Source organism: Sorangium sp. So ce1014 (assembly GCF_051521505.1).
In the GTDB taxonomy this organism is placed as follows: domain Bacteria; phylum Myxococcota_A; class Polyangia; order Polyangiales; family Polyangiaceae; genus Sorangium.
On the sequence record NZ_CP150356.1, the window covers coordinates 5,433,035 to 5,455,000 of the forward strand.

Consider the following 21,966-nt stretch of genomic DNA (forward strand, 5'->3'; position numbering starts at 1 on the left):
TCAGGCATCTCCGGGGTCTCCGAGCATGCGCCAGAAGAACAGGCCGACGCCGAAGAGGAGCAGCACGCCGGCGACCCAGAACGAGCGCACCGGGCCGAAGCTCAGCACCTCGCCCGATCGCTTCATGATGAGGTCGGCGACCGTGACCACGCACGCGAACACGATGCAGGCCACGGGCAGCCCCAGCTGCTGGAGGAGGGTCGGCCCGGTGGCGATCGGCCTCGGCTCCGGCGGGCGCGGTCGCATGTCCGCCGGCGGGCGCGTCGACGGCCGGTACCTCGCCGACGGCATGTCCGACAGCGGGCGCACCGCGACCGGCGGCAGCGAGGTCGCGCGCGGCGCCACGCCGAGCGCCATCTCCAGCGGCGGCGTGCCCTCCATCATCCCGAGCATCCCGCCGCCGCGCGCGTGCATGCTCGGCGAGGCGCTCTCCACCCCGATCCCGCCGGCGCGCGGGTGTCCGCCCACGGGCGTCGCCTCCGCGAAGCCCGCGCGCTCGTCCCTGAGCGCGCGGCCTCGCGCGCTCGCGGGCGCGCTGTCGGCGGCGAACGCGCCCATCCCCCGGCCCAGCGCGCTCGGCGGCGCCTCCGGGAGATCCATCTCGAGCCCCGCCGAATCCGGGCCCGGCAGCGGGCGCACGCTGCTCGCCGGGCCGTCGCGGCGGCCTCCCCGCGGCGAGCGCATCGACGCCGGGGCCGCGTCGAGATCGAGCTCGAGCGACCCCGCGTCCCTGGGCGTGTCGAGCCAGACGTGCCCGGCGCGCTTGACCTGCGGGGCGCGCATCGACGACGAGGGCGGCGGCGGGGTGGAGTACGCGTCCTCGAGGGCGGCGGCCCGCCCGAATGTGGCCGGGAGCCCCATCGCCGCCTCCAGCTCGGTCCAGAAGGACTCGATGTCCCTCGTGCGGTCGCGCGGGCTCACGGCGAGCGCGCGCTCGAACACGGCGTCGACCTCGGGCGGGATGCTGGCGCCCTCGGTCCGGGGCGTGGGCCGGCGATTCACGTCGAGCGCCGTCCCCATCATGGCCTGCGCCTCGCCGTCGATCACCTGCCGCCCGACGAGCGCCTCCACCATGGTGAGCGCTAGACCCCAGACGTCGGTCCAGGTTCCCGCCTGTCCGAACCGCTTCGGCGCCCACTGCTCCGGCGCGCCGTACGCCGGGGAGAACGCGTTCAGCGGGTCGCCGTTCGTCACCCGCCCGACGGCCTGCTCGGCCAGCGTCTTCGCCTGGGCGATGCCGTAGTCGAGGATCCTGAGGCGCTCCGTCCCCTCCTGCGTCGTGATGAAGATGTTCTCGGGCTTGAGATCGCGGTGGATGATCGACACCGGGCCGTTCGGGCTCGGGAAGCGGTGCGCGCGCGCGATCGCCTGCGCGATCGGGCGCATCATCTTCATCAGCCGGTGGAGCGGGATCGGCGGGTCCCCCTGGAGCCTGCGCCGATCGATGACCTTGTCGAGCGACTCGCCCTCCAGCCACTCGAGGGCGAGGAAGGGGACGAACTCCCCGCGCTTGAGGTGCAGCACGTCGACGTGGAGCGGGCGGACGACCTCCGGGATGGAGGCGGAGAGCCGGAAGAGCAGCTGGGCCTCCTCGCGGAACTTCTCGAGGAAGAGCTGGCGCTCGCGCGGGGTCTTCGCCTCGGAGACCTTCAGGCATTTCAGGGCGACAGGCGCGCGGAAACCGGCATGAAGCGCTCGGTACACGACGCCAAATCCCCCTTCCGCGACCACCTGCTCGACGTGGAAATTACCCGCCTGCGTGGTCCCGACGATGCCGAAGACGTCGTCCGCCATGCTCCCCTGAGCCATAGCGCACGGGGCCGCTGGACCGAAGGGCGAAACCGGATCGTGCTGTTCGATTGTGCCAGCGTCACATCGGGCTGCCCCGAGGTGACCAGATGGGCGCGGAGGACGGAGAAGGGAGCGAGGCCGGCTGTTACGTGCCGCCTACGTGACCGCGGACGGTGACCGTCTACGTGACCGCGGACGGTGACCGTCTACGTGACCGCGGACGGTGACCGTCTACGTGACCGCGGACGGTGACCGTCTACGTGACCGCGGACGGTGACCGCCGAGGCGGCCGAGCGGCCGGGAGGCGCTGGCTCAGCTGCGGAGGTGCGAGGAGGCGTCGCGGTGGGCCCGGTCCTCTTCCTGGAGGATCGAGAACACCAGGCCGGCGCCGACGATCGGCAGGAGCCAGACGAGCTGCGCTTGCCAGACCTTCTGCTTGGGCTCGTAAACGCGGCTGCGGAAGACGCGCACGGTGACGTAGACCTGGAAAGCGAGGATCGCCGCGAGCGCGGTGCCGATGAGGATATCGAAGAGCGTCATGGGTGGGCCGCGGACCAGCCTAGCCATGAAGGGCCCCCCCGCAAGCCAGCAGCGCCCGCCGGCACAATTTCGTCCCCGGCGGGCACGGACCCGACGCGGATGCGGACGGTGCTGACGGGTGGCCGTGAGCCGGCGGTGGACCGCCGTCGCCCTCGGCGACTCCCTCCGGTGCACGCGGCCGAGCTGGCCGGCGCTCGGCTCTCCAACCAGCCAGCGGGCAACCTGACCGAGACCGCCTACGGCCCGGGTCGCTGATCGCGTGGTGCGCGAGCGCCGGACGCTGAAGGGCTTGTTAAAGACGCCGCGCTGCCCCGATCGCCTCCCGGCGGCGCCAACAAGTAAGACATCTTACGTGAATCGCCGGTCGGTGGCCCTCTACCGCATCCCAGCTTGCGCCGATCGCCTCCCGGCGGCACACCGAAGTAAGACATCTTACCTGAATCGCCGATCGGTGGCCCTCTACCGCATCCCAGCTTGCGCCGATCGCCTCCCGGCGGCACACCGAAGTAAGACATCTTACCTGAATCGCCGGTCGGTGGCCCTCTACCGCATCCCAGCTTGCGCCGATCGCCCCCCGGCGGCACACCGAAGTAAGACATCTTACCTGAATCGCCGGTCGGTGGCCCTCTGCCGCATCCCAGCTCGCGCCGATCGCCTCCCGGCGGCACGTTGGAGCAAACCGCGCTCGGCGAAGCGCAGCCGCCGGCTCGGGTCGCACCGGTCGCGGGCGGGTTGCTCGGGCAGATCAAGATCAAAGACGACTTCGATGCACCAATCCCCGACGACGTCCGGCGCGCATTGGATTGAGCGAGGCGGAGACGGCCGCGGCCTCCCTTCTGGCGATGCTTCACCGGCCTGCCCGGAGGCCCCGTGGTCGACGCGCTGGGCACCGCGAGGCGACGTCGCCGAGGAACGTTCCTGAAGCGCACGCCGGACCTGATAACCTCGTAGGAGGAGCATGGTCCACGAGCGCGAGCACAGGTTGCGAGTCCTGCACATCTCGGATCTCCACGTGCGCGGACCGCGCGAAACGGAGGGCTGGCGCAGGCGGCGCGTACTCGGTGAGGCGTGGGAGAGGAACCTCGATGATCTCGTGGAGGACGGGATCCCGATCGATCTCGTCTGCTTCACGGGCGATGTCGCCAACCACGGGACCCCGGAGGAGTACGGGCCAGCGACAGAGTTTGTGGAAGCGATGCTCGGGCGGCTCCACGTATCGAAAGAGCGGTTCTTCGTGGTCCCAGGAAACCACGACATCCATCGCAAGACGAACCAGGCGGCGTGGAAGAAGCTGCGCGCCCTGCTGCTCGACGTACCTGCGATCGAGAGGTCACGCTGGCTACGGGGCGGCGATACGCCCCGGGGATTGCGGGACAAGCAACGCGAGCAGGTCCTCGAGCGAGGGGCAGCGTTCCGTGCGTGGTTGTCGTCCATCGGGCGTGAGGCCCTCCTGCCGGATCGCTCGCTGCACCGGCGGCTCGGCTACTGCGTGCGCGTGGCTGGCTGGCCATTCGACGTGCAGGTCATCGGTCTCGACTCGGCGTGGCTCTGCGGCGACACGGCGGACAGCGGCAATCTCCTGCTCACCGAGGATCAGGTGGCGCGCCACGTTACGGGCGAGGATGGCAAGACCCTGCCGGGTTTCCGGCTCGCGCTCATGCACCATCCGCTCACGGATCTCCGGGACGCCGACAGTTGCCGCGACCTGCTTGCCAGACACGTGGATTTGGTCCTGCGCGGGCACCTGCATCTTGAGGAGCTCGCCGCATGGGCGGGCCCCGGGCAGGTACTGCGGCAGGTCGCGGCGGGGTGCCTCTACGAGGGGGACCTTGCGAATACCTGGCGGAACGCCTGCCACCTCTTCGACGTGACGCTGGACGACGAGGGAAAGCCGAAGCGCTACGACGTGCGGCTGCGCGGGTTCTCCGATCGCGGGACGGGCTTCTGGTTCGATGATGGAGGCCTGTACCCAGAGGCACCGATCGGCCGCCTCGGATGGGAGCTACGTCCTCCGTCTGTACCTCCACCCTCATCTTGCGCGCGTGGCCGCGTCTTCGTCGGGCGGCGAGAGGAGCTGCGGCGTATTGCCGAGGCCCTCCTTCCCAGCGCGGGCGAGCGCAAGCCCGCAGCGATCTGCGCCATCCAGGGAATGCCGGGCGTGGGCAAGTCGTACCTCGCGGAGCAGTTCCGGATCGATCGGGCCGTCGATTTCCCGGGTGGGACGGTGCTCATCGCACTCCAGCCGGAAGAGAGCCGCGCGGCGGATCCTCTCTCGACCGCTTTGCTCGGGCGGATCGCGGATCGGTTGCTCCTGCGCACCCGACCGGAGGAGATGGCTGCGCGCGTGCGCGACCGGCTGCGCGCGCCGCTGACGCTCCTGCACGTGGAGAACGTGGACAGTGAGGCGGCGGCGGGCGCGGTCGTTCGGCTCGCAAGGTGGCTGCGGGGCTGTCCGATGATCGTGACAGGCCGCTACAAGGGGCTCGGAAATGATGCGGACTGGGTGCGTGTTCCGGTAGCGGAGTTCGACGAGCCGACAGCGCTGGAGCAGATCGAGGCGGAGCTTCCGCCCGAGCGCGTGCGGGGAAAGAGGGAGGAGCTCGGGCGCCTTGTGCGGGAGCTTGGACGCTTGCCGCTGGCGCTGCACCTCGCAGCCGGGTACTTGCGCGAGGGCGGGTATGATGCGGGGACGTTTCTCGCGGAGCTGCGGCGTAGCGGGTTCGATCTCGACCCAAACCATCCGGGCGACAGGCTGTTCCAGGAGGATCCACGGCGGGCGAACCTGCACCGGACCTTCTCGCTCTCGCTGGCATTGCTCAACAGGCAGCTCAGGGATGACGCGGACGCGCTTGTCGCGGGGCTGCTCGCGCTCGGGCATGCGCCGCTCGGCGGGTTCGGGCGAAGCCTCGGTGAGGCGCTCGCCGGGCTCTCCGCCGTGGATTTCGGCCGGTTGATGAACGCAGCGGGAAAGCTCTCCCTGGTGATGCCGGCGGAGGAGAGGGAGGACGATGCCTGGCGGATCCATCCGCTGCTCGCGGAATGGCTGCAGCGGGGCGCGGATGAGGCCGCGGTGCTGGGTCGAATGACCGAATGGTTCGTCAAGCGGTTGCGGGAGCAGGCGGAACAGCCGTGGAAAGAGGTGACATGCGAAGCGGGGGCGCTTTCGGCATGGCTTGGGTGGGTGAGTGGGGAGGATGTGGTGCGGGTGGAGCGGGCAGGCTCACAGTACGCGATACAGAACGGCCCGTTCCACGTGTGGATGGAGTTCTGCGCGCGGGGGCTCGGGGAGCGGAACGACCCGAAGGAGCAGTCAGACCTGCTCTGGACGCTGGCAAACGTGGCGCAGCGCATGGGCGCGATGGACAGCGCCGCAGATGCGGCAGAGCGGAAACTGGAAGTGGACCGGGCCAGGGGGGATGAGCGGGGTGCCGCGCTCGCCGTGAGCTGCCGAGCCGATATCTTCGAGGCCCGAGGCCAGCTCGACGAGGCGCTGCGCATACGGCGCGAAGAAGAGCTTCCCGTCTTCGAGCGGCTCGGGGACGTGCGCTCGCGCGCCGTGACCTTGGGCAAGATCGCCGATATCTTCGAGGCCCGAGGCCAGCTCGACGAGGCGCTGCGCATACGGCGCGAAGAAGAGCTTCCCGTCTACGAGCGGCTCGGGGACGTGCGCTCGCGCGCCGTGACCTTGGGCAAGATCGCCGATATCTTCGAGGCCCGAGGCCAGCTCGACGAGGCGCTGCGCATACGACGCGAAGAAGAGCTTCCCGTCTACGAGCGGCTCGGGGACGTGCGCTCGCGCGCCGTGACCTTGGGCAAGATCGCCGACATCGCCCAGGCCCGAGGCCAGCTCGACGAGGCGCTGCGCATACGACGCGAAGAACAGCTTCCCGTCTACGAGCGGCTCGGGGACGTGCGCTCGCGCGCCGTGACCCTGGGCAAGATCGCCGACATCGCCCAGGTCCGAGGCCAGCTCGACGAGGCGCTGCGCATACGACGCGAAGAAGAGCTTCCCGTCTACGAGCGGCTCGGGGACGTGCGCTCGCGCGCCGTGACCTTGGGCAAGATCGCCGACATCGCCCAGGCCCGAGGCCAGCTCGACGAGGCGCTGCGCATACGACGCGAAGAGCAGCTTCCCGTCTACGAGCGGCTCGGGGACGTGCGCTCGCGCGCCGTGACCTTGGGCAAGATCGCCGACATCGCCCAGGCCCGAGGCCAGCTCGACGAGGCGCTGCGCATACGACGCGAAGAAGAGCTTCCCGTCTTCGAGCGGCTCGGTGCCACTCGAGACATTCTCATCGCACGCGTCGACATTGCGCTCAACCTTCTCGCCCGCAACGCCTCCGGTGACCGAGGCGATGCCGCCGACCTCCTCAAGCTCGCCTACTCCGCCGCGGTCGGCCTACGCATTCCGGAGGCCGACCAGATCCGCCGGATCCAGCAGCACCACGGCCTTCCGCGCTGAGCCCGTTGCTGGGCCCAAACACTCCCGGGGCGTCCGTCCGTGACTCTTCCCCATTTCCGCGGAGCTCTCGCGCAGCTCCCGGATGGCCGCCACGCCGGTCGTCGAGCCGGAAACGATCACTGATCCCAATTGAACCGCGGGAGCGTTCGGGGGCCAGAGGCACGCCCCTCCGGCGCGCTCCGCGATCGGCTCGCTGCCAGCGGGACAACCGAGGCCAGGGCTGCAAGCGGGAGGTGATCAGGAGACCTATCAGTGGCTCGAGCGTCGCATCCAGTACCCCGGCCGCCTCTTCGCGTGAGCGAACGCGACAATCTGGATCGCAGAGCCTTCTGTCTTGAAGAACACGACGAAAGGGAAACGGCGCAGGACATACTTTCGATAGGGATAACCAGCCTGCGGCCATGACTGGGGCACCTAAACGTGATCCCGGAGTACGTGACGGACCCCCACGCGCTCGTGTGAAGCATGTACGCGCCTTCCCGTCTGGGGAACGCGGCGCAGCAGGCGATCGCAGCGACCGATGCCGGCGTCGCGCGCATCCCCGTGCCGGCGGTGAGGGTCGCCGAGAGGATCATGGCGGTCGAGCGCGGGCGCCGTCCGCACCCGAGCGCCTCGCGTGCGCAGCATCCCCCGAGCCGCCCGCGGTCCCCGGCGAGAAATCCCGGGCGGAGCTCGGTCGACGTCGTACTACAGTACGCCCGTGCCTCGACCCCGACCCGGGCTCCGCGCGCGGCGCACCTGGACGCCGAATCTCCCCGGCCCCGGGCGCGGCCGCGCTCTGCTCACCGCCACCGCGGCGTGGATCGCCGCCGCATGGATCGTCGCGGCCTGCTCCACGCCGTCGTCCGGGGTCGACGGCGGCGACCTGCTCGGCGTCTTCGAGCGGGATGCCGGCAGAGCCGCGGCCGACGGCGGGCCGCCGCGGCCGGCGGCGGCGCGGCAGGACGCAGGCGCCCGCGCGACCGGTCCGGCCAGCGCGGCCGCGCCGCCGTCGAAGCCGCCCGCGGCGAGGCCGCCCAGCGAAGGGCGCTGCGTCGCCGAGCAGGGGCGCCCGGGACGAGAGCTCCGCAAGACGCTCGGCAGGCCGCCCTGCCGCGGCGCCCAGGTGCTGGAGACGCGCGACGCTGAGGGGTCGCCCCGCTACGCCTGCGTGATCGCGCCGAGCGGCGTGGAGACGCGCGCGCCGCTGCCGCTCATCGTCTTCTTCCACGCCGACGGCGACAACCCGACGAGCGTCGACAAGGAGACCGGCCTGCGCAAGCTCGGCGCCACGTGGAACCTGACCGGCGACCCCGCGCACGCGGGCTTCATCGTGCTCGCGCCCCAGGGCCGCGCCTTCAAGACGCCGAGCCAGGCCGAGCGCGAGCGCGGCACGAAGATGTACACGGCGGTCGCGCCGTTCGACGTCGAGTTCACCGGCGAGGGCAACGTCGACGTCGCGACCGTCGACGCCTTCGTCGACCAGCTGCTCGAGAAGAAGCTCGTCGACCGGCGGCGCATCTACGCGCTCGGCGGCTCCTACGGCGGCCACATGGCGGCGACGTACGCGATGATGCGCGCGGACCGCGTCGCGGCGTTCGCCACCTTCGGCAGCAACGCGCCGCCGGCCGAGTGGGCGTGCCCCGGCCCTCCCCCGCCCGCGATGGCGATCTACCGCGCGTGCGACGACATGTTCTCGTGCGAGTCGGTCGAGCGGTGGCTGCGCGCGCGCGACGCGCTCTCCGCGCACACCTCGTTCCTGCGCCTCGACGAGGCCAGCAGGGACGAGCCCCACTGCGCGCTCAGGAACCGATGCTCCGCCAAGAAGGGCGCCATCAACCACGCGCGCTGGCCGAAATCGCGCGAGACCGACCTGCTCCGCTTCTTCGCGGGGCACGTCCTGGCGATCGACGCCGACGCCGCCGCGGCCGACACCGCCGCCGAGCGCACCCGGACGCAGACCGACGCAAACGCACGCTGACGCGCGCTGACGCACGCTCACGCACGCTGGCCGACGCACCCGAACGCAAGCGCGCGCTGACGGACAAGAGCGGATGCAAACCGACACGAGCGGACCCAAACGCGCGCTGACGGACGCTGACGCCGCAAGTGCACGCTCCCACTGCTCATCCCACGTCGGCGCCGAGCTTCGTCGAACGTCGACACTGCAACGTTGCGGTGCGGCGTTGAGCAGACCCCGCGTGTTGGCGTAGTGTTGCTCCCCGATGTCCGCTCAGGTCCAGGTCATTCTCACCCCCTTGCCGGTCGGCATGTCCATCCCCGCCGGCACGCTCCGCGCCGAGATGGAGTCGCGCCGCGCGACCGGTCGCCGCTTCGACGTCCGCGACGCCGTCGCCCTCGTCGTGCCGCTCTGCACGCAGCTCCATGCGCTGCACGCGCAGGGGCGGACCATGTTCGTCCACCCCTCGTGCCTCGGTTACGACGCGGGCGGCGCGCTCCAGCTGATCGAGGAGCTCGCGCACACCCCACCTCTCCTGCCGCGCGACCGCGCCTGCCTCGCGCCCGAGGAGCGCAAGGGCAGCGAAGGCGACGCGCGCGCGAGCGTCTTCGCGATCGGGGCCATCCTCTACGAGCTGCTCACGAACGCCAGCGTCGGCCCGGGGATGCGGCGTCCGGCGGACGTGATCCCCGACCTGCCGCCCGCGCTGGAAACCGTGCTCGGCAAGTCGCTCGTGGCCGATCCGAAGCACCGGCCGGCGGACCTCGCCGCCCTCGCGCAGGCGCTCTACCAGATCGTCCCGGCCGCCTCGGTGCAGCCGCCGAGCGCCGATACGTCGCACCTCGACGGCGACGGGGACTTCGAGGTCGACATCAATCTCTCCATGATGCCGCCGAACGGGCACGCAGAGGGGCACATCCCGTCGGCGCCGTCCTTGCCGAGGATCCAGTCGGTGACCGGGGACGGACCGTTCGCTGTCGCGATCCCGGTCAACCAGCCGCCGCGCCTGCACGGCGACGATCCGACGCGCAAGCTCGCGGATCTCAAGGCCGCGCTCGAGTCCGATACGCGGCCGCGGTACGTCGTCATCAAGGACGGCATGGACCACGGGCCGTTCTCGTCCGTGGAGCTGCTCCAGCAGGTCGCGTCCGGCTCCTTCACGGGCGACCAGGTGCTGCGCGACACGTTCTCCAGCGAGGAGCGCGCCATCCAGGACTGGGAGGAGTTCGCGCCGTTCGCCGAGCAGGCGAAGCTGAACCGGGACATCGTCCAGGAGAAGCGCGCGCTCGACGCCGTGGTGTCGGCCGAGAAGCAGGGCACGCAGTACAAGGCGCTGCTCGGGATGGCGCTGATGGGCGTGATCCTCGCCGCGGGCGCGGGCTGGTGGTACCGCGAGCGCAGCCACAAGGAGCAGGAGCTCGCCGTGCAGGGCGCGACCGACCGCATCGCGATCGAGGTCGACGCCGGCCTCGGCAGCGCCAAGGCGGCGCGCCAGGGCGGCGGGGCGCGGCCGAGCGGCGGCGGCAGCTACCCGACGCTCGGCACCGGGATGAGCTGTGAGGCGGCGCAGGCGCGCTACGTCGAGGAGTACAAGCTGGGCAACAACGGGCCGGCCGATCTCACGGCGGGCGCCTACGGCAACGTGCTCAACCGCGGCACGTACCTGAACGCGTGCGGCGTGCCGTCGACCATGGACGTGAGCGTCTGCGCCGCCGTGCAGAACGGCCGCGCCGTGGGGGTCACCATCTCGACGAGCCCGTCGAGCCCGACCATCGCGTCGTGCATCTCCGGGCAGATCCGCGGGATGTCGTTCCCGTCCCATCCGCGGCTGGATGTGGCGCGGACGACGTTCTCCTCGAAGTAACGGGGGTAGGGTACGGGGGCGCGCGCGCCCCTCCCCGGCGACCGTGTCCACGCGACCGATGATCCAGATCGAGCAGCTGACGAAGAACTTCGGGGGCATGCCCGTCCTCCGGGGCGTCGACCTCGACGTGCCCGCCGGCTGCCTGTACGGGCTCATCGGGCCGGGCGCCTCGGGCAAGAGCGTGCTGCTCAAGATGATCACGGGGCTGCTGCGGCCGGATCGCGGGCGCGTTGTCGTCGACGGGAAGGACGTGCACGCGCTGAGCGAGCTCGATCTCCAGGCGTTCCGCCTCAAGTTCGGGATGCTGTTCCAGAACAACGCGCTGTTCGACTACATGACCGTCGGGGAGAACATCGCGTTCCCGCTGCGCCGGCTCTACGACCTGAGCGAGGAGGAGATCGAGGAGCGCGTCGCGGAGCGGCTCCGCGTGGTGTCGCTCGCGGGGTTCGAGGACCGGACGCCGGCGGGGCTGTCCGGCGGCCAGAAGAAGCGCGTCGGCGTCGCCCGGGCCACGATCGCGCGGGGCGAGATCGTGCTCTACGACGAGCCGGCGGCGGGGCTGGATCCGGTGACGTCGCAGCGCATCTTCGACCTGCTCCGCGCCGAGCAGCGGGCGATGAACGCCACCGTGGTGATGGTGTCGAGCGACCTCGACCGGCTGCTCACGGTGACGGACCGGGTGGGGATGCTCTACCGCGGGAGGCTCATCTTCGACGGCACCACCGAGCAGGCGAAGGCGAGCGATGATCCGCGCGTGCGGCAGTTCGTGCATGGGTTGACCGAGGGGCCGCTCTAGTCTTCTCGTCCGAACACCGCTCCAGATCGCAAGACCCGCCAGCGCGGCTGTCAGGATGGTTGAAGACCATCGATGCCGAGGAAGCAGGGTGTTGAATGGCGGGAGCCCCAATGGATCGCGAACAGGGACACGATTCATTGCCTCTCCTGTGTCCATCGCGCCCCTTGCGGGCTTCGCTCTACGCCGGCGCGACCGGGCCGTCGCCGGCGAAGTGGAACCACTGCGTGGGGTGGGCGCGGACGAAGCGCTCCATCGCGGCCATCATCTCGGACGCGGCACGGTCCCGCTCCGCCTCGGTCGCCCGGCGGGCGAGCCAGATCGGCGGGGCCACGACCGCCTCGTACTCGAGGAAACCCAGGCGGTGCGTGAACACCGGCAGGATCGGCGCGCCGCTCATCGCGGCGAGCGCGATCGGCCCCTCGGGCGCACGCCAGCGGGCGCCGAGGAAGGCGACCTCCCGGCTGCGCATCCCGGGCGGCACGCGGTCGATCTGCATCGCGACGACGCCGCCGCGCTGCAGGTGCTTGAGCAGCGGCAACGCGTCGAGGGGCCCGTCGCCGATGTGCACGACCTGGACGCCGGCGCGCTGCCGCGCCGCATCCTGGATGGCGCGCGCCTCGGCATCCCGTTCGCGCTGCATCGCCAGCATGACCCCCCCAGGGTGCACAACGCCGAGGATCTGGCCGGCAATGTCCCAGCCACCCGTGTGCGCCGTGACGATGAGGACACCCCGGCCAGCCGCAGCACACGCACGGTAATGCTCGACCCCCAGGGAACGCCGCTCCACCGTGTAACCACGGCCGCTCGCGAGCAGCAGCGCCTCGGTGATGCAGCTTCCGTAGGTCGCGAACACCGCGGCGCTGTCGAGCAGGTCGACGAGGCGCGGCCGCGGCCCGCGCACGCGGCGCAGGTTCTCCTCGACGCGACGGCGCAGCTCGGGGAGCGCGGCCGCGAAGAGCACGCCGAAGACCGGAGGGCTGTGGCGCACCCAGGGCTCCGGCCCGCGCGTGACGCCCGCGGCGAGCGCGCGGCGCCAGAAGGCCGAGTCAGGTCGTAAACGGGAGAGGAGAGCTCCGCGCAGGCCAGGCATGAGGCAGGCTATCTACCGCAAACATAACGGCCGAGGGAGAGGCATCGTTGCCCTCCTCGCTCGTCCAAGGCGATTCCGCGAGGAGCCAGGGCCGCTCCACAGGAGCTCCGCAGAAATGAAATAGCGCTCGCCAGGCGGCTCCTTACCGAGAAAACAGGCTCGTGGAGATCAAAGCATTCTGTTACAAGGCCCTTTGGCAAGGGGGGTTTCGACATGAATATCCTGCTCGTCGATGACCAGAACGTCGTTCGGGAGGCGCTCGCGCTCGCGCTCGCGTCACAGCCAGGGGTGAGCGAGGTCGTTCAGGCTGGAAGCGGGCAGGAGGCGCTCCGAGCGCAGGAGAGCCGCCGCTGTCAGGTGGCGGTGATCGAGCTCGGCCTCGCCGACCGCAGCGGCGTCGAGCTCATCCGCGAGCTCAAGAGCATCGGAGAGCTCCGCGTCGTCGTGCTCTCGATACACCGGGACGAGTTCCGGGTGGCCGAGGCGATGCGGGCCGGCGCCGACGGATACCTGTCCAAGCAGAGCCGGCTCGCCGATCTCATGGAGGCGCTGCGCACCGTCGTTCGAGGGCGCACGGTCGTGTCGCCGGACGTGAGCGCGGCGATGGTGCGCGCGCTCCAGCGGCGCGACGCCGCCGCCCAGGGAGACATGGTGGCCGCGCTGAGCGACCGGGAGCGGCAGGTGCTCCGCCTGCTCGCCATGGGCAACTCGGCCAAGGAGGTCGCCGCGCAGCTCTCGATCAGCGTGAAGACGGTCGAGACCCACCGCGCGCGCCTCTGCGCGAAGGTGGCGACGCACAGCGTGGCCGACCTGACCCGCCTCGCGGTGCGATCAGGCCTCGTCGAGGCGTAGGCGGCCCCCTCGAGGGCGAGCGCCCGGCGGGCTCCGGGCGCTCCCTCACGGCCCCTACAGCAACGCGGCGCGGCGGCTGCGCCGGCGCTCACGCCGCCGCGGTGGCGGCCCGAGGAGCGGCCCTCAGCGCCGGCAGCGTCTCTCCGATCAACGCCGAGCCGATGGCGAACCCCGAGAGCGTGAGTCGCATGCGGAGCACGTCCAGCATGCCCTGACCATGGAGGACGGTCAGCGTGCTGCGGATATCTCTGCGGCGAACACACAGCTTCTCGACGAGCGTCTCCAGGGTCTCGGCGCGTCCTTCGCGCTGGGCAACGGCAAGCGCCTGCAGGAGGGTTGCGGCTAAAATTTTCTTGTCCATGAGAGCACCCTAGAAAGCGTTCCCGTGAAGTGCCTAATTTTCGGCGATGATTTTTGTGCTGTACCGGGATGTCGCTCGCCGGTTGGATGACGGGCCCTCCCTACTCTGCTCATCCTGCGCCTGAACCCCACTTACCTGTCCCCAGGGAACGCCAGGCCACGATGTGTTCAGGCTGCCGCCATCCCGGGCCCGCCTCCCAGGAAAGACACTCTCGACGGGACGCAAGCACACCGGGGTGGACGAACGTTCATCGGATCCATCTTCTCGAATGGCTCGATGCGTCAGCGAGGCCCAGCGGAGCGCGCCAGGTCGGTCCGGTGCTTCGCGACCCGGGGATGGCCTGCCGCGAGAGCGCGCGGACGCTCGCGCTCGCCGGGCAGTGGATCGGCGAGCCGCCGTGACGCGGACGCGGAGGGTTACAGCTTGCCCCTGGCGTAGGCCCGCTGGAGCGTGAACCCGGGGGGGCCGGGCGAGAGCTCGAACGCCTCCGGGCGGCCGTCCGGCGCGACCTTGCCGACGAGGCGCATCGTGCCGAGAGAGACCGTGACCGAGCCCGACGCGTCGCGGGCGTACTGGACGTCCACGGGCTTTGTCGGATCGATGGAAGGCATGTATTCCTGCTGCTTGAGGTCGAACGGCCCCTTCTTGAGACGCCGGGCGAGCTCCGAGGCGGTGGCGACAGGCGACGCGAGCCACGCCTTGGCCGAGGGGGTGAACGTCCCCTGGACCTTCTTGCCCTCGACCTCTCCCGAGTACTCGTATTGATAGTTCGTCTTCTGCGACAGCTCGATCCGGTGGTTCGTCTTGCCCCCCTCCGATTCGATCCAGACGCCTCCCTTGAGGCGCCCCTGCGCGTCGATGAGCACGTTCGACGCATCATCCTCGATGTGCAGCGACGTCGGGTCTCGCGGCAGGAGGGTGGCCGCGCGCGAGAGCCATCGCCGCTGGCCGCCCTCGTCCTTGAACAGATCGCTCGTCTCGAAGCCGACAGGGACCTTGCCGATGCGCAGGATCACCGTGTCCGTGTACTCGGATCTCGGCGCAGCGCTCTTCGAGTCGAACGAGTCGAAGATCCCCTTGGCGAGCCGCTCGAACGTGCGGACATACCCGACCTCGTCGTGCAGGCACGCGATGGGGTGCGCCCTGTCCGCGTGCAGCGCGATCTTGAGCAGGCCGGCCGCCTTGCCGGCGGCGGTCGGAGCGACGTAAAGGGCCTGCACGAACACCGCGGGGCTCTCCCGGTGCACGCTGACCTCCCAGGGCACGACGCGGGAGACCTCCACCTTGGCCGGATCGAGGAGCTCGACGAAATTCCTTATCACCTCTCCCGAGTCGAGCATCGCGCTGTAGACGAAGCACTCGACAGGGCTGCCCGTGCCGAGGGGGATGGTGATCGCGACGAGCTTTTCCTTCTGCTCGATCTGCGGCTCCCCTGCCCCGAACGCGCGCGCCGACCAGTCCGCGGCGCGGACCTCGTGGGCCGGCAGCTCGTCGACCTCGCGGGCGAGGGCCTTGTCAAGATCGAAAGGCGCCTGCGCCGCGGGCGCGGCGCTCGGCGCAGGGCTCTCCGCGGGCGCCGCGCCGGTGGACCCGCCGCACCCAGCGAGGAGCGAAAGGGGCAGCACGAGCAGGCCCGCGCCACGAGCGGCGCCCGGAGAGCGGCCGCGCGCGCGGCGAGGCGAGGATGTCGTATTCGGTGAGATGAGCTGGCCTTCGTCGAGCCGAGCCCCCGGAATCGGAAGCGCCATCGTGAGGATCTCCTGCACGCCACCCCGGCCGCCGGCAACGCCCCTCAGCAGGCCCCAGCGCCGAAATGATGATGCGACGCAACAGAAGCGGCAGCGGGGTCGTGATGTCAAGACGCGACGCGCCAGCACCGCTTCCCTGGCCGCGCGACACGCCCGTCAAGGACCTCGGTGGCTCAGCGAGACGCTAGCCATAACAATGAAAATTAGCAGTCTCACAGGAAGCAGCTCGGCGCGGCGCACGGGCCGGCGAGGCACAAGAAACGCGGGTTCTCTCGCTCGGAGTCGCCAGTGTGCTCGGGAGATACCCTAGGCGCGCACGGTGCGCCCTTCGTGTCACGTGTCGACGACAGGTCATCTCGCCGGCTCGTTCGATGAGCCGATAGAGGCCATCGGAGGATTGCAACGAGAAAATCAGAATGCGCGACGCGTCATCCCGGCTGTGCGGCGGCTGAGCCCGCAGCGGCTGAGGCAGCTGCGCACGGTCGCACGCACAGTGAGGCAGTTTGCCGCATCGAGCCCTCGAAGAGGTACGCGCCCTGTCGAGGTGGTCATCGGGTGTCCGGCCTCGACGCATCGTCGGATTCGTCCGAACGCTCGCGTCTGGCACCCGCGTTGCACCACCGTCCAGCGTCGCCGGCACCGCCGGTGCGATGTGGCTAGGCAGCAGGTAGTCACGATCGTCGAGTGACGTTCACGATGCAATCAATGCGAGGAGTGGATCATGGGACAGATCAGCGAGAGCAAGCGGGGCTTCGCGGCGATGAACGCAGAGCAGCAGCGTCAGATCGCGAGCCAGGGCGGCAAGGCGGCGCATGAGAAGGGCACCGCGCACGAGTTCACGTCCGAGGAAGCGCGCGCGGCGGGCCGCAAGGGCGGCGAGACGGTCAGCCAGAACCGCGAGCACATGGCCGAGATCGGGCGCAAGGGCGCCGAGGCGCGCAGCCAGGGGAACGGGAGCCGGAAGAGCCGCGATGCCAGCCACGCTCAGCACGTGACCGCGGACGAACAGCCCCAGCAAGGCTGAGCCGTCCCGGCGCCGCTCGAGATCCCTCCAGCGTCGCAAGAACCACGAAGAGCCGCCGAGGAACCACGAAGGGCCTTCCCTTTCCTTTCCTGGTTGCTCGGGGGTCCTTTCTGGCAGGAGGCGTGCGCACGGCGGACGGCGCCCCCGCAGCCGCGCCCCATCGACGGTCACTCCGGGCCGTCGTCGATCCCCGCCCCGTCCTCGAACATCGCCGGGTCGTCGTCATCGAGGTCGAGCTCGCCGTCGTCCGGCGCGCTGCCGTCGGCCGCGGGCGCGCCGCCCTCGGTCGCGCCGGCGGGCGGCGCCATCCGCCATCCGCCGGCCGGAGGCCCCGCCGGCCACGAGCGCAGCCCGGGCGGCGGCTTGAAGCCGTCGACCTCATCCCCCTGAGCGTCGAGCCCCGCCGCGGCGGCGCGGCGGGCCCAGTCGGGCGCGTTCGCGGGCGCTTGCCGCGGCCGCCACGGGCCGCGCTCGGGCGTGGGGGCGCGCTTGAGGTAGCCGTGCACCCCGGAGGTGAAGCCCACCTCCGCCAGCGCGCGCGCCACGGGGGAGCCGTGCGCCGGCTCGCCGTCGATCGTGGCCACGAGCACCGCGCGCCGCCGCCCCTCGGCGACGAGCGCCGCGAGCGCCGACGCGATGGCGCGGATCGCCTCGCCCCGCTCCGGCTCGGCCTCGGGCAGGAAGGTGGTGAGGCTCCGCTCGGTGCGGCCCATCCACGCGAGCAGCCGGCCATCGTGGAGGATCACGAGGGCGCCGGCGGCTCGCTGTGGCCGGACCGGGCCGCGGACCGCGGCGTCGGGCGCGTTGTCGGCGCGCGGGGCGAGCTCGGGCCAGCGGACGGCGGCGCCCCAGGGGCTCGCCGGATCCGTGGCCGCGAGGACGAGCGTCCGCGGCTCGTCGGACGGCTCGCGGCAGGCCCGGAGCCGATCGTCGGCCCCGGGCACCGCGAACTGCGCGGCGCCCAGCCCGGCGACGAAGTAACCGCGCCGCGCCTGACCGGCCTCCTCCATGGCGCGGAGCACGCCGTACACGGCCGAGAAGCCGCCCGCGAGCCCCTCGACCGCCGCCGCCTCGCGCGTGAGCACGCCGTGGCGCTCGAGCAGCGCGCGGGCGAGCGCCGCGCGGCGCTCGGTCTCGCCGGGCGCGCCGGCAGCAGCGCCGGGCACCCCCGAGGCGCCGGCAGGCGCGCCGGATGCGCCGGGGAACGACAGCAATGACCAGCGCCCCTCGCTGCCCGGCGGGCCGATCCGGCGCGCCCGCAGGCCGGCGAGGCCGGACGCGGGACGCTCGCGGTCGCGCCGCCGGCCGCTCGATCGGGACTCGCGGCCGAGGGCGCGCAGCGGGGCGAGCGTGTCGTTCGTGACCTCGCCGGCCCACACGAGATCCCAGAGCGCCGCGAGCAGGTCGGCCCCGAAGGCGCCCGTCTCGCGCGAGAGGTCGGAGAAGAAGAGCGCGCCGCGGCGCGCGAGCGCGGCGCGGATCCCTTCGGCCAGCGGCCCCTCGGCGCGGCCGGGCGGCGGGACGAGGTACGGATAGGCCTCGGCGAGGTAGAGCGCGACGCGGCCGTCGCCGTCGCCGACCGGCTCGACGCCGCGCCAGAGCACCTCGCCGGCCGCGCACAGGGCGTCGAGATCGCCGGGGCGGTAGCCCTCGACGCGGGCGGGCAGGATCTCGGCCTCCAGGGCGGAGGCCGAGAGCGGCGCGCCCTGGAGCTGCTCGAGCACCGCGAGCAGGCCGTCGAGGCCGCGGCGGCGGCGGTTCAGGCCGTGCCAGTCGGCGAGGAAGCGCGCGTAGGCCTCGGGCGGGACCGGCTCGACCTCGGCGCGCAGCCGCGCCAGCGAGCGGCGCTTCAGCGAGCGCAGCACCTCGGCGTCGCAGAACTCCCGGCCGTGGCCGCCGGGGAGGAACTCGCCCTCGATGACGCGGCCCCGGTCGGCGAGCCGCGCGAGCGCGGCCAGGACCGGCGCGGGCCCGAGGCCGAAACGCCGGGCCACGTCGTCCGCGCGGAAGGGCCCGTGCGTGCGCGCGTAGCGGGCGACGAGCTCGCCGAGCGGATCCGCGACCGGCTCGAGGAACGCGATCGGGAGGCCGGGCGGCGGCACCACCCCGAGGGCGTCGCGCAGCCGGCCTGCGTCCTCGGCGGCGGCGATGCGGCGCTCGCCGCCGAGCTGGACCTCGATGGCGCGCCGGTCGCGGACGAGCTCGTCGATCCAGGCGGCGGCGCCCTCGCCGGCCGCCTCGGGCGCGGGATCGGGGCCCGCCGCGCGCCGGGCGATCTCGTCGCGCGTGAGATCGCCGAGCGAGAGCAGCAGATCGTGCAGCTGGTCCTCGTGCTTGATCGGCGCGCGGCCGTCGAGGCGCTGGAGCGACGCCTCGAGGGCCAGCACGGCGTCGGCGTCGAACAGCTCGCGCAGCTCGGCCTCGCCGAGCAGCTCGCGCAGGCGGGCGTGATCGATGGCGAGCACCTGCGCCCTCCGCTCGGCGAGCGGCAGGTCGCCCTCGTAGATGAAGTTGCCGGCGTACGCGAAGAGCAGCGTGGCCGCGAACGGCGAGGGCGCGCGGACGTCGACCGTGACGACGCGGACCTTGCGCGCCGCGATCTGCCGCAGGAGGTCCTCGAGCGCCGTGAGGTCGAAGACGTCGCGCAGGCACTCCCTGTAGGTCTCGAGCAGGATGGGGAAGGAGCCGTAGCGCGACGCGACGGCGAGCAGGTCCGCGGCGCGCTTGCGCTTGGCCCAGAGCGGCGAGCGCTTGCCGGGGAACTTGCGCGGCAGGAGCAGCGCCCGGCCGGCGCACTCGCGGAAGCGCGAGGCGAAGAGGGCGGTGTCGCCGAGGCCGCGGACGAGCAGGTCCTCGACCTCGTCGGCCTGCGGCAGGAGCTGCTTCGCCTCGGGGGGCGACTCGGACTCGGGCAGCCGCAGGACGATGCCGTCGTCGGTCCACACGGTGTCGACGGCGAGGCCGAGCTCGAGGCGGCACTTCTCGGCGATGCAGATCGACAGCGGGGCGTGCACGCGGCCGCCGAACGGCGAGAGGAGGCAGATGCGGTAGTCGCCGACCTCGTCGACGAACCGCTCCAGGACGATGGCGCGGTCGCTCGGGACCTCTCCCGTGGCCGCGGCCTGGTCGCGCACGTAGCGGACGAGGTTCCTCGCCGCGCGCTCGTCGAGGCCGTGCTCGTCGGCGAGCGCGCGCTCGGCCTCTTCGTCGGGCAGCGAAGCGAGGCGGCGCGCGAGGGCGCCGATGGAGGCGCCGAGCTCCGCGTTGCGCCCGGCCTGATCGCCGCGCCAGAACGGCATCTTGCCCGGCTCGCCCGGCGCGGGGACGACGAGGACGCGGTCGTGGGTGATGTCGGTGATGCGCCACGAGGAGGCGCCGAGGAGGAAGACCTCGCCCTCGCGGGCCTCGAAGACCATCTCCTCGTCGAGCTCGCCGACGCGCCGGCCGGGTTGCGCCGCGTCGCCGCCGGAGTCGAGGAAGACGCCGTAGAGGCCGCGGTCGGGGATGGTGCCGGCGTTGACGACGGCGAGGCGCTTCGCGCCCTTGCGGGCGCGCACGGCGCCGCCCACGCGGTCCCAGACGATGCGGGGCCGGAGCTCGGCGAACTCGTCGGAGGGGTAGCGGCCGGAGAGCATGTCGAGCACGCCCTCGAAGCTCGCGCGCGGCAGGTCGGCGAAGGGCGCGGCCCGGCGGACGAGCGCGAAGAGCGCGTCGACGTGGAGGGTGTCCATCGAGACGATGGCGACGATCTGCTGGGCGAGGACGTCGAGCGGGTTCCTCGGGTAGAGGGTCGCCTCGACCTTGCCCTCGCGCATGCGGAACGCGGCCGCGGCGCAAGCGAGGAGGTCGCCGCGGTGCTTGGGGAACACGATGCCGCGCGACGTGCCGCCGACCTCGTGCCCGGCGCGGCCGACGCGCTGGAGCCCGGCGGCGACCGAGGGCGGCGCCTCGAGCTGGATGACGAGGTCGACGGCGCCGAGGTCGAGGCCGAGCTCCAGCGACGAGGTCGCGACGATGCACGGCAGGAGGCCGGCCTTGAGCCGCTCCTCGATCTGCTGTCGCTGCTCGCGGGCGATGGATCCGTGGTGGGCGAGCGCGATCTCGGCGCCCGCGGTGTCGTTGAGGGCCGCGGCGAGGCGCTCGGCGAGGCGCCGGCTGTTCACGAAGATCATCGTGGTACGGTGGGCGCGGACGAGCTCGACGAGGCGCGGGTGGATGCTCGGCCAGATCGAGCGCTGCGCCGGCTCGGCCGGCCCCTTGGGCGGCCCCTCGCCGGCGCGCGCCGCCTCGCCGAGCTGGGTCATGTCCTCGACGGGCACCTCGATGCGGAGCTCCAGCGCCTTGGGCGCGCTCGCGTCGACGAGGGTCACCGGCCGCGGGGCGAAGCGCGCGCCGGCGCCGTCGATCTCGCCGCCGCCGAGCAGCCGCGCGACCTCGTCGAGCGGCCGCTGCGTGGCGGACAGCCCGATGCGCTGCATCGGTCGGGGCGCCGATCGGAGCGCCTCGAGCCGCTCGAGGGACAGGGCGAGGTGCGCGCCGCGCTTCGTCGCGACGAGCGCGTGGATCTCGTCGATGATGACGGCATCGACGGCGCGCAGCCGCTCGTGCGCGGCGGCGGTGAGCAGGAGGTAGAGCGACTCCGGGGTGGTGATGAGGATGTCCGGCGGCTTCTTGGCGAGCCGGGCGCGGTCCACGGGCGCCGTATCGCCGGAGCGCACGCCGACCTGGGGGACCCGGTACGGCAGGCCGAGCCGCTCGGCGGCGGCGGCGATGCCGGCGAGCGGCGCGCGCAGGTTGCGTTCGACGTCGATGGCGAGCGCCTTCAGGGGTGAGACGTAGACGACGCGGCAGCGCTCGTTGGCGTCGGGCTCGGGCGAGGCCATGAGCCGGTCGATGGCCGCGAGGAAGGCGGCGAGCGTCTTGCCGGAGCCTGTCGGGGCGAGCAGCAGGGTGGAGGCGCCGTCGAGGATGGGCGGGAAGCCTTGAGCCTGGGCGGGGGTGGGTGCCGAGAAGGCACCGCGGAACCACGCCTGGGTGGCGGGGTGGAAGCGGGCGAGCGGATCGGGTGCGGGGGAGCGTTTCTTTGCCATCGGCGGCGCTTGCGCGGCGCGGGAAGCCAGTCGAGCGCGGCGCTTCGTCCGTGCGTCTGTCTTCGCGCGGTCCCTTCCTGAGCGGGGGGCTGCGGGCGGTGCAAGAGGCATCCCTCACGGGGAGACCTGACGCAACTGCTCCCGGTGCGGGCCGGAAGGCCGCGCGAGCGGCTTGCCCTGCAGCTGGCGAGTCGGCGGGGCTCCCGCGCCGCCCGGCGAGCGCCCTCCACGGGGGCCGGGCTGCTTAAAATGCCCTCTCTCATCCCGCCCGCTGCATCCTGCAGCCAGCAGCCTGCTGCATGGAGCACGCAGCCCGGCTCGAGACGATCCCGCCGAGGTTCGCCGCTCTCCCGTATCTCCCCGACACGAACGCACGCCAGATCACACGCGCCCGGCGCAGCCCATTCGC

13 protein-coding genes are annotated in these 21,966 nt (G+C 71.9%); 7 read left to right on the forward strand and 6 right to left on the reverse strand.

Annotated elements, in window-relative coordinates; translation table 11 throughout:
- Complete coding sequence (locus WME75_RS20760) at positions 1-1,794, reverse strand: serine/threonine protein kinase (RefSeq protein WP_437493483.1); 1,794 nt, start codon at positions 1,792-1,794, stop codon at positions 1-3.
- A gap of 309 nt (positions 1,795-2,103) precedes the next feature.
- Positions 2,104-2,331 carry a hypothetical protein gene (locus WME75_RS20765; protein ID WP_437493486.1) on the reverse strand — a complete coding sequence of 76 codons (228 nt, stop codon included), beginning with the start codon at positions 2,329-2,331 and terminating at the stop codon, positions 2,104-2,106.
- 669 nt (positions 2,332-3,000) lie between these two features.
- Between WME75_RS20765 and WME75_RS20770 the strand changes: the two genes are divergently transcribed.
- From WME75_RS20770 to WME75_RS20790, 5 genes are all read left to right on the forward strand, one after another.
- On the forward strand, positions 3,001-3,138 hold the full coding sequence (locus WME75_RS20770) for a hypothetical protein (RefSeq protein ID WP_437493489.1): 138 nt from the start codon (positions 3,001-3,003) through the stop codon (positions 3,136-3,138).
- Between the two features lie 151 nt (positions 3,139-3,289).
- The gene (locus WME75_RS20775) at positions 3,290-6,793 is read left to right on the forward strand and encodes a metallophosphoesterase (RefSeq protein WP_437493492.1); all 3,504 of its coding nucleotides are present in this window, start codon (positions 3,290-3,292) and stop codon (positions 6,791-6,793) included.
- 700 nt (positions 6,794-7,493) lie between these two features.
- Entirely contained in the window at positions 7,494-8,753 is a 1,260-nt protein-coding gene (locus tag WME75_RS20780; protein WP_437493494.1) for an alpha/beta fold hydrolase, read from the forward strand.
- Positions 8,754-8,997: 244 nt separating this feature from the next.
- The gene (locus tag WME75_RS20785) at positions 8,998-10,596 is read left to right on the forward strand and encodes a hypothetical protein (RefSeq protein WP_437493497.1); all 1,599 of its coding nucleotides are present in this window, start codon (positions 8,998-9,000) and stop codon (positions 10,594-10,596) included.
- 43 nt (positions 10,597-10,639) lie between these two features.
- Positions 10,640-11,392, forward strand: a complete 753-nt coding sequence (locus WME75_RS20790; RefSeq protein WP_437493500.1) for an ABC transporter ATP-binding protein — start codon at positions 10,640-10,642, stop codon at positions 11,390-11,392.
- A gap of 178 nt (positions 11,393-11,570) precedes the next feature.
- Here the strand turns inward: WME75_RS20790 and WME75_RS20795 are convergent, their stop codons facing one another.
- Positions 11,571-12,482: a lysophospholipid acyltransferase family protein gene (locus WME75_RS20795; RefSeq protein WP_437493503.1), complete on the reverse strand. Its 912-nt coding sequence runs from the start codon at positions 12,480-12,482 to the stop codon at positions 11,571-11,573.
- Positions 12,483-12,695: 213 nt separating this feature from the next.
- On the opposite strand from WME75_RS20795, the gene WME75_RS20800 reads away from it, so the two are divergent.
- Complete coding sequence (locus WME75_RS20800; RefSeq protein WP_437493504.1) at positions 12,696-13,334, forward strand: response regulator; 639 nt, start codon at positions 12,696-12,698, stop codon at positions 13,332-13,334.
- Positions 13,335-13,422: 88 nt separating this feature from the next.
- Here WME75_RS20800 and WME75_RS20805 read toward each other — a convergent pair whose 3' ends face one another.
- Together WME75_RS20805 and WME75_RS20810 are read right to left on the reverse strand one after the other, a co-directional pair.
- Positions 13,423-13,695, reverse strand: coding sequence for a hypothetical protein (locus WME75_RS20805; protein WP_437493507.1), 273 nt, complete (start codon positions 13,693-13,695; stop codon positions 13,423-13,425).
- Between the two features lie 416 nt (positions 13,696-14,111).
- Positions 14,112-15,320 (reverse strand): hypothetical protein, encoded by a 1,209-nt coding sequence (locus WME75_RS20810; protein ID WP_437493509.1) that lies wholly within the window; start codon positions 15,318-15,320, stop codon positions 14,112-14,114.
- Between the two features lie 844 nt (positions 15,321-16,164).
- Between WME75_RS20810 and WME75_RS20815 the strand changes: the two genes are divergently transcribed.
- Entirely contained in the window at positions 16,165-16,467 is a 303-nt protein-coding gene (locus WME75_RS20815) for a KGG domain-containing protein (protein ID WP_437493511.1), read from the forward strand.
- A 167-nt stretch (positions 16,468-16,634) separates the two neighbouring features.
- Here the strand turns inward: WME75_RS20815 and WME75_RS20820 are convergent, their stop codons facing one another.
- Positions 16,635-21,557, reverse strand: a complete 4,923-nt coding sequence (locus WME75_RS20820; RefSeq protein ID WP_437493514.1) for an Lhr family helicase — start codon at positions 21,555-21,557, stop codon at positions 16,635-16,637.
- Between the last annotated feature and the right edge of the window lie 409 nt (positions 21,558-21,966).